Annotated in this window: 1 protein-coding gene; it reads right to left on the bottom strand. The window is 76.5% G+C overall.

What is annotated here, in order from left to right; translation table 11 throughout:
* Positions 1–588 (bottom strand): lipopolysaccharide biosynthesis protein (locus tag B7767_RS22575; protein ID WP_085573795.1); only part of this gene is annotated, 588 nt, incomplete at its 3' end.
* Positions 589–769 lie beyond the last annotated feature (181 nt).

Below are 769 nucleotides of genomic sequence, written 5' to 3'. Positions count from 1 at the left end.
GTCCCGGGCGGCCCGCCTCGGCCGGGCGAGCAGCACCAGGCCGCCCAGCAGGCCGCCCGCGCTCGCCCCCACCAGCGCGGTCACCTCCGACGTCGCGGACGACGGCTTGCCCGGCTTCACCGCGCGCGAGAACTGCACGAGCCGGACCTGGGTGCTGCCCTTGGTGTCCTCGGCGTGCCGGGTCAGCGCGCGCGAGACCGCGTTGGCCATGTCGACGGCCAGCTCGGGCCGCGCGGAGGTGGCCGTGACGGCGACCATCGGCGCGTCCGGCGAGGTCGCCGTGCGGACGCTGTCCCGCAGGGTGCGCACCGGTACACCGGCCCACACCTGCGCGTCGCCGAGCACCGCGAGCTGGGTGGCGACCCGGCCGTACGCCTGCGCGAAACCGCGGGCCGCGTCCGGGGTCGCCTTGTCGGTCGGTACGGCGACGACGTAACTGGTGGCCGTGTACGCCGGGGGCGTGAGCGCGCCGTACGCGCCGCCGAACAGACCGCCGAGGAGCGTGCCCGCCACCAGCGCGGACCAGGCCGGCAGCTTTCTGACACGGTCCAGGGACGGACGGGGCCGACGGGTCGTGGTGTCGGTCATGACGGGCTTGCTCCCTCGAAGGTACGGCTGAGTACGGCGGAGTGCGGCGGAGGTCTACGGTGCGGCGGACGGCGGCGGACCGGCGACGGCCGCCGCGTACACGTCCATGAGGCGGGCCGTGCTGCGGGTGATGCTGTAGTGGTGCGCGGCCCGGCCGGCCGTGCGCGGTCCGGGGCCCGCC

This window comes from Streptomyces sp. 13-12-16, from assembly GCF_002114215.1.
Taxonomy (GTDB): Bacteria; Actinomycetota; Actinomycetes; order Streptomycetales; family Streptomycetaceae; genus Streptomyces.
Note: the sequence above shows the minus strand (reverse complement) of the source record. Positions and strands in the feature narration are given on the sequence as shown.